This window comes from Eggerthella sp. AM16-19 (genome assembly GCF_003474385.1).
Classification (GTDB): Bacteria; Actinomycetota; Coriobacteriia; order Coriobacteriales; family Eggerthellaceae; genus Senegalimassilia.
Window position 1 is genome coordinate 305 of sequence record NZ_QUCY01000018.1, and the last position, 6,339, is coordinate 6,643.

Below are 6,339 nucleotides of genomic sequence, written 5' to 3' on the forward strand. Positions count from 1 at the left end.
CTCGACCGCACGAACACCGGCGACAATACGCCGGCCTTCGCGGAGATCGCCCTGCGCCCCGGCCGAGGAGCCACGCTGCACGTGCTGCTCAAAGGCGGCGGCTCGGACAACGCAAGCCGCGTGGTCATGCTCGCGCCCGGCGCCGGCTGGGAGGGCGTGAAGAAGGTCGTGCTCGACTGCGTGCGCGAAAAGGCCGCCAACGCCTGCCCGCCGCTCATCGTGGGCGTGGGCGTGGGCGCCACGTTCGATAAGGTTGCCGGTCTGGCCAAGCACGCGCTGCTGCGCGAGGTGGGAACCCCCGCCGCAAGCCCGCAGGCCGCCGAGCGCGAGGCCGAGCTGCTTTCCGCCATCAACGCCACGGGCATCGGGCCGGCTGCCCTTGGCGGCGGCGCGACCGCCCTGGCCGTGCACCTGGAAACCGCGCCGTGCCACATCGCCGCGCTGCCCGTGGCGGTGAACATGGGCTGCTCGGCCATGCGCAGCGCATCCATCGAGCTGATCGATTGGGGTGAGGGGAAATGAGCGAACCCGTACGCTTGAACCTGCCGCTGGACAAATCCCAGATGGCGAACTTGAAAGCCGGCCAGGAAGTGCGTCTGACCGGCCCCTGCTACACCATGCGCGATGCAGGCCATGCCCGTGCGCTCGAGGCGCTCGAGCATACCGGCGAGCTGCCGTTCGGGCTGGCGGGCCAGACGCTGTTCTACGCCGGCCCCACCCCCGCCGCTGCCGGCCGCCCACTCGGCAGCGTGGGCCCCACCACGGCAAGCCGCATGGACTTCGCCACGCCCCAGCTTATGCAAGCCGGCATCGCGGCGTGCATCGGCAAGGGCAAGCGCAATCAGGCAGTCATCGACGCATGCGTGGAAAACGGCGCCGTGTACTTCGCGGCGGTCGGTGGCATCGCCGCGCTGCTTGCCAAGCACGTCACCGCAAGCGAGACCGTGGCCTGGGACGACCTGGGCACCGAGGCGCTGCGCCGCATCATGCTCGACGACTTCCCCGTCTTCGTTGCCGTCGACGTGGCTGGCCGCGACCTCTATCGCGCCATCGAGAACGGCAAGCAACTGTAGCGCCCCTCATTCCGCGGCGCGCAAAATGCGCACCGCGGAAAACGCGATACGTTTGTGTTTTAACGAGGCCAGCCCACCTAAGCCGTTCCACACCAAGCTCCTGGCCTGGGAAAATGCGAACCACCAATCAGGCTCTACTTCGAAAGCGCACATTAAAACACAAACGTATCGCGTTTTGCCCTCGACGAGAGCGAAACGTTGCCTCGCTTGCTGCATCACCCACCCCACAACCCGAAAGGCGACGCCCCGTTTGGGACGCCGCCTTTCGTTATGCGCCGCTATAAGCGCTTGCCGACTGTCGAGTGCAGCTTAGTTGTTGCCGCGCATCGTCTGGCCACCGTTGGAATGGCACTGACCGCAGGTGTCGACCTGGGCAGCATGGCCTTTGTGGCACTCGTTACAGTTCAAATTGCCATGCGGGCTTTGATGCGGGTTGTACTCGCCCAAATCCGCCGTTTGTTTTGCCAGCTCCTCGTAGGAACCGCCATGGCAGGACAAGCACTTGTCGTTGTCGATGTAGTAGCGATCGGCCAGGCCCAGGTTGTCCGTGTCGCCAGCCAGCTGCGACTGCAGCTCGGCCACCTGCACGTCAAGCTCGGCGGTGTGGCAGTCCAGACACGTCGTGCCCTCGTGCTGACCGTGCCATGCGGCGAGGCCCGCGCCGTTCGATTCGTCGGTACCCTCGTAGTTCGCCAAGTGGTTGCCCATGGAATCATGGCACACCGTGCCGCAGAAGCTCGGCGTGTTATGCCATACCCAACCGCCGCAGCATGCGACGATCAGCACCGCGGCAACAACGCCCACCACGATAGGCCAGCGCTTCTTGCCGGAACCCTTGTTCTCTGCCATCGATTACTTCACCCCCTGCGCGGCGGTCTGACCAGCCACGTAGCCGAACGTGACGCAACGGCCGACCGACGGACCGAAAATATGACGCGGATAGTTACCGGAGAAGAAACCGCCCGAAGCACCACCGGCCGCAAACAGGCCCTCGATCGGCTTATTGTCGTAGTCCAGCACGTTGCAGTTGTAGTCAACGACCAGACCGGACACCGTAGCCAAAATGGAAGACTGATGCTTCACGGCATAGTAGGTATCGCCCTCGATCTTGGTGGCCTTCTCCATAGGACGATTGAAGTCTTCGTCCTTCTTGTTGTCGCAGAACGTATTGAAGCGAGCGACTTCGGACTCCAACGTATCGGCAGGCACACCCATCATGCCAGCAAGTTCTTTCAGGCTAGAAGCCTTGAAACCCCAGCCCTTGTCGATAAACGGTTGGAACGCAGCTTCAACCTTTTCCTTGTCCTTACCCACCTGCGTGGAAGACGCCACGCGCCACGTGTCGGTACCGTAGCGCGCCTGCGCCGTGATGGAATTGGAGCGCGCCTGGAACGGCAATCCCTCGCTGCAGAAACGACGGCCTTGCTCGTTAATCATGATGCCACCCACGATGGTGCGAATGCCCAAGCACGCCGAATAGAATGCTTCAGGGCTACCGTAGTCGAAGTTCATAATAGCTGCCGGAAGCGGATCCATTTGGCCGCCCACGGCAAGGCCCATCAGCTGGCCGTCGCCCGTCGTGCCCTCGTTGGGGCACCAGCTTGCGCACGCAGCGATATCCTCGGCACGGCACCATGCCTTGAGCATGGCAGGGTTTGCGTCGAAGCCACCCGTAGCCACGATGACGCCCTTGGAAGCATTTACGAGAAAGTATCCGTCAGCGTCTTTCAAGATGGCTCCCGTCACGCGCCCGTTGTCGCCTTCGCGGATAAGCTGCACGCCAGCAACGTTGTAACGCAAATCGGCGTTCGGACGCTTGCTGAACGTATTTGCCAGATCGGCGACGATGTAAATGCCGGCGCCGCCGGCGTTAGACGTGGTCTTCTCGCTCCACAGCTCACTCTTAAAGGCAATCTCCGTTTGCGGCACCTCAAAGTTATGCGCGCTGGGGTTTCCCTTCTTGAAGTACGTCTGGATCTTGCCTTCGCCCTCGTCGAACTTTTCCTGCAGCCAGTCTGCCGCTTCGCCAGAACGATCAGCCCACAGCTTAATGGGATCGATCGGCACGCGATAGTACGCAGCATGACGCATGCGGTCCATCATCTCGGCCTTATCGACGTTGTTGCCGGCCTCTTCCATCTTTTTGCCGCCAACGACGCCCATACCCTCGAACATGCCACGACCGACGTTCATCTTCTCGACGCACAAAACCTTTGTTTTGCCGTCGTCGGATGCCGCAACGGCCGCAACGGAGCCCGTCAGCCCGCAGCCGATGACCAACACATCCGTCTCTTCGGTGCGCAGAATCTCAGACGCAGGAATATCACGCAGCTCAAACGCCACGTTGCCCTGACGAACGATGCCACTGTCCGCGTCCACTACCGGAATACTGCGCGTCTTCACCGGAAATACGTCAGTATAGACGCTTTCGTTGAAGTCGCCGCAGCCGCCCTTGTTTTCCACCGTCACGCCGGCGGCCTTAGCCTCGCCGGAGCAGCCGGTCAGGCCGAAAGCGCCCGTAGCCGCAGCAGCGCCGATCAGGCTAATACCTGCAGCGCGCATAAAGCCGCGGCGGGACATCCCGCTTTCTGCTTGCTCTGCCATTTTCCCTCCCTAATGTTCTGATTCAGCAAGCGAATCTACCGCTCGCGCCCTTCTCCACTCCGTTCGTACACTGTACGGAGCACAACAGTTTTGTATCGTACACTGTACGGATTAGCTTTCAAGCATTCTTTATGGGCAATTTCGACAGTGCGGGGAGAAACCTTCGTGCTTGCTTTATATTCTTTCAGACGAATAGCAAGCAACAATTGCAGGCAGATCACCGTGACCAAGAAACATCAGAAGCGCGGGGCGCATGCCTTTTCCCAAGAAGAAGTGGTAAACGCCGCATTCCGCATGATTGACGAACGAGGATATGAAAAGTTCAGCATCCGCGCCCTCGCCGACGAACTCGGCATCGGTACCATGAGCGTCTACACCTACGTTCCCTCAAAAAAGCAGCTGCTGTTTCTCGTACTTGCAAAAATGCGCCAAAACATCGATAACAAGCCCATTCCCGGCGAATATTGGGAGATTCCTTGCACCGCATTTGCGGCTCGATTCGCGAAAACTCGCTCAAGCATGCGCGTGTGCGCTTCATGCAAATGCAAACGCAAATCGCTTGGCCCATGGAACACAACCGCAATACTTACCTACTTCACACTGACCAGGGCATTCCTCGAGGGGTCTACGATTCCATGTGGAGCACCATGCGGGCGTATCTTTCCGGCTTTATTGACCGCGAGGTCACGGAATTATGCACTCAACAAGCAAATGGCGACGATCCGTTCGGCAATGGCGACTGGGCGGCAATCCGCAGCGACTCTAGCGGCGCAAAACGTTTCCACCAAGGGCTCGACATCATCATTGACGGCACCAAAAACATCGCAGGGGCCGAAGGCTGGAGGAGCTGGCGCACGCCCGAAAACCCCGAAACCTGGAAATGGGGCAAGGAGTAGCGAAGCGGGCAGCCCACCCGGCCGCCCGCTTGCTAGCAAACAATTGTCGAAAAGTCATCACGCCGCAATACGCCGGTACGATAGACTCCCCCATATTCTTGATGTAAGCGCACCTATCTGCGCCGCGCTTAGGCCCAATCCCTACAGCACATAGACGTCGAACGAACCGAAAACGGCATCGATCTCATCCCAAAACGCATCAAGATATTCTTCCGTGCTTCCAAAAACGACATGAGAATGGCCTTTTCAAATCTAGTCATGCCCCGTCCAAGTCTCTCAGCATCTACCGCGATGTCTCGAGCACACCAAGCATTGTAAGCAAGGTAATCTGCCGTGATATTCTCACGCGAAACGCCCGCAAGCCTTTGCGCAACCGCGCAGACAACACCCGTGCGGTCCTTACCTTGCTCGCAATGAACAACGACCGATCCTCAAGCCGCCGCCGCACAACGCAGCGCTCGGCCAACGAGCTCTGTGTCGCGTGCCCAGCGGCGATAATTCTCCAACATGCGCCGGCCAGGAACTCCATATTCCCCAATGACCCCTGCAACAAGGCGCTTCGAAGCGTCTTTACGGCAGCGCTCCCCAAAAGCATAGTCGGCCAAGACCATGACATCGTCCATAGGCGGATCGGGATTCGATGCAACCTCAAAGCGATTGCGCAAGTCGATTAGGTAGTGTCGAGAATGTTGGTGTAAGCCGTTCTCGCTAGGCACTGCCGAAGGCAGCCCGAGCGAACGGCGAATCGGAACGGTGAGGGGCTTCGGCCTTCTCCCGAACCCGCTATCCAAGCGGCCATGCTACGCCGCATCCACCTTCTCCGCAAGCTCTAGGCTCGCGAGGATCATCTTCCTGGCCGCCTCGGCAAGATCGGCGGCGGGCCTGCCGGGCGCTTCGTGTTCCTTCCTCCGCCTCTCGTCGTGCAGCTCCTGCATCTTGTCGTAGGCGAAGTACCGCGAAGCGGACCACTGCTCGTCCTGTTCGCACATCCCGGCCCCGACCAGGCGCTCGAGCGATCTCTCCAACGGGAACACCTGCACCACGCGGCTGCGGCGCATTATCTCGCGGTTCGCGCGCTCCTGCACGTTGTTCGTGCGCAGCCGCTTCCAGTGCGCCGGCGGGAAGGCGAGGTAGGCCAGCGCGTCGGAGGTCACGAGCTGCACTCCGTGGACGTCGCGGCCCTTGAGCTCGGCAATGTCGGCGTCGAGGTCTTTCGCTATGGCGCTGACCTGGTCCTTCGACAGCCTGGATATCCCCAGCTTCTCCGCTATGCGCTGCACCTTGCGCGTCGAGGTGCCGGTGGCGTACATCTCGGCCACCGCCGACACGACCGCGCGGTCGACGCGCTGGTAGCGCTCGACCACGTCCTCGGGGAAGAAGCTCCCCGACCTCAGCTTCGGTATCCTCATCGTGATGTCGCCGACGCACGTGACCAGGTTGCGCTCGCGGTAGCCGTTGCGGCTGTTGGCGCCTCCCGAGCACAGCTGGTCGGCCTCGGCGTCCATGATCGCGTTCACGGCGTCCTCGGCGAGGCGCCTTACGAGCTCCCTCAGGTTCACCGACCCGTCCTCGAACCTCGGCATCGCCGGCTGCTCCCGCACGCTTTCTGCTAGACTCTCCATTGCGGTCTTCGTCCTTTCCAAGAATCCGTTATGTCGCAATTCCGGATTCTAGGGCGAAGGCCGTTTCCCTTCAAAGCCATCTCGATCCGCTTCGCTTACACCAACTTTTCCGACACGATCGTCACTTCGCATCGTAAAAAATCG

The 6,339-nt window shown here is 60.6% G+C and carries 6 protein-coding genes and 2 pseudogenes; 4 read left to right on the plus strand and 4 right to left on the minus strand.

Annotation, left to right across the window (positions count from 1 at the left end):
• Window positions 1–522: fumarate hydratase (locus DW178_RS11575; RefSeq protein ID WP_286168599.1), on the plus strand; the 522-nt coding region annotated here is incomplete at its 5' end.
• Window positions 519–1,073, plus strand: coding sequence for a FumA C-terminus/TtdB family hydratase beta subunit (locus tag DW178_RS07775; protein ID WP_118350435.1), 555 nt, complete (start codon window positions 519–521; stop codon window positions 1,071–1,073). The genes DW178_RS11575 and DW178_RS07775, both read left to right, overlap by 4 nt.
• Before the next feature lie 309 nt (window positions 1,074–1,382).
• On the opposite strand, the gene DW178_RS07780 is transcribed toward DW178_RS07775, so the two are convergent.
• Window positions 1,383–1,922, minus strand: coding sequence for a cytochrome c3 family protein (locus tag DW178_RS07780; RefSeq protein WP_118350436.1), 540 nt, complete (start codon window positions 1,920–1,922; stop codon window positions 1,383–1,385).
• A 3-nt stretch (window positions 1,923–1,925) separates the two neighbouring features.
• On the minus strand, window positions 1,926–3,677 hold the full coding sequence (locus DW178_RS07785) for an FAD-dependent oxidoreductase (RefSeq protein ID WP_118350437.1): 1,752 nt from the start codon (window positions 3,675–3,677) through the stop codon (window positions 1,926–1,928).
• A gap of 273 nt (window positions 3,678–3,950) precedes the next feature.
• Between DW178_RS07785 and DW178_RS11660 the strand changes: the two are divergent.
• Both DW178_RS11660 and DW178_RS11580 read left to right on the plus strand, forming a co-directional pair.
• Window positions 3,951–4,070, plus strand: a pseudogene (locus tag DW178_RS11660) (TetR/AcrR family transcriptional regulator); the annotation flags it as partial.
• Window positions 4,071–4,312: 242 nt separating this feature from the next.
• The gene (locus DW178_RS11580) at window positions 4,313–4,573 is read left to right on the plus strand and encodes a hypothetical protein (RefSeq protein ID WP_286168600.1); all 261 of its coding nucleotides are present in this window, start codon (window positions 4,313–4,315) and stop codon (window positions 4,571–4,573) included.
• Between the two features lie 128 nt (window positions 4,574–4,701).
• Here the strand turns inward: DW178_RS11580 and DW178_RS11665 are convergent.
• Together DW178_RS11665 and DW178_RS07805 are read right to left on the minus strand one after the other, a co-directional pair.
• A pseudogene (locus tag DW178_RS11665) lies at window positions 4,702–4,989 on the minus strand (tyrosine-protein phosphatase); the annotation flags it as partial.
• Between the two features lie 384 nt (window positions 4,990–5,373).
• Window positions 5,374–6,195, minus strand: coding sequence for a transposase (locus DW178_RS07805; protein ID WP_118350441.1), 822 nt, complete (start codon window positions 6,193–6,195; stop codon window positions 5,374–5,376).
• Window positions 6,196–6,339: the final 144 nt, after the last annotated feature.

Bases quoted from the DNA above. Each gene is read 5' to 3' on its own strand.
- DW178_RS11580 (WP_286168600.1), top strand. From the start codon at position 4,313: ATGTGGAGCACCATGCGGGCGTATCTTTCCGGCTTTATTGACCGCGAG.
- DW178_RS07805 (WP_118350441.1), bottom strand. From the start codon at position 6,195: ATGGAGAGTCTAGCAGAAAGCGTGCGGGAGCAGCCGGCGATGCCGAGG.
- DW178_RS07780 (WP_118350436.1), bottom strand. From the start codon at position 1,922: ATGGCAGAGAACAAGGGTTCCGGCAAGAAGCGCTGGCCTATCGTGGTG.
- DW178_RS07775 (WP_118350435.1), top strand. From the start codon at position 519: ATGAGCGAACCCGTACGCTTGAACCTGCCGCTGGACAAATCCCAGATG.
- DW178_RS07785 (WP_118350437.1), bottom strand. From the start codon at position 3,677: ATGGCAGAGCAAGCAGAAAGCGGGATGTCCCGCCGCGGCTTTATGCGC.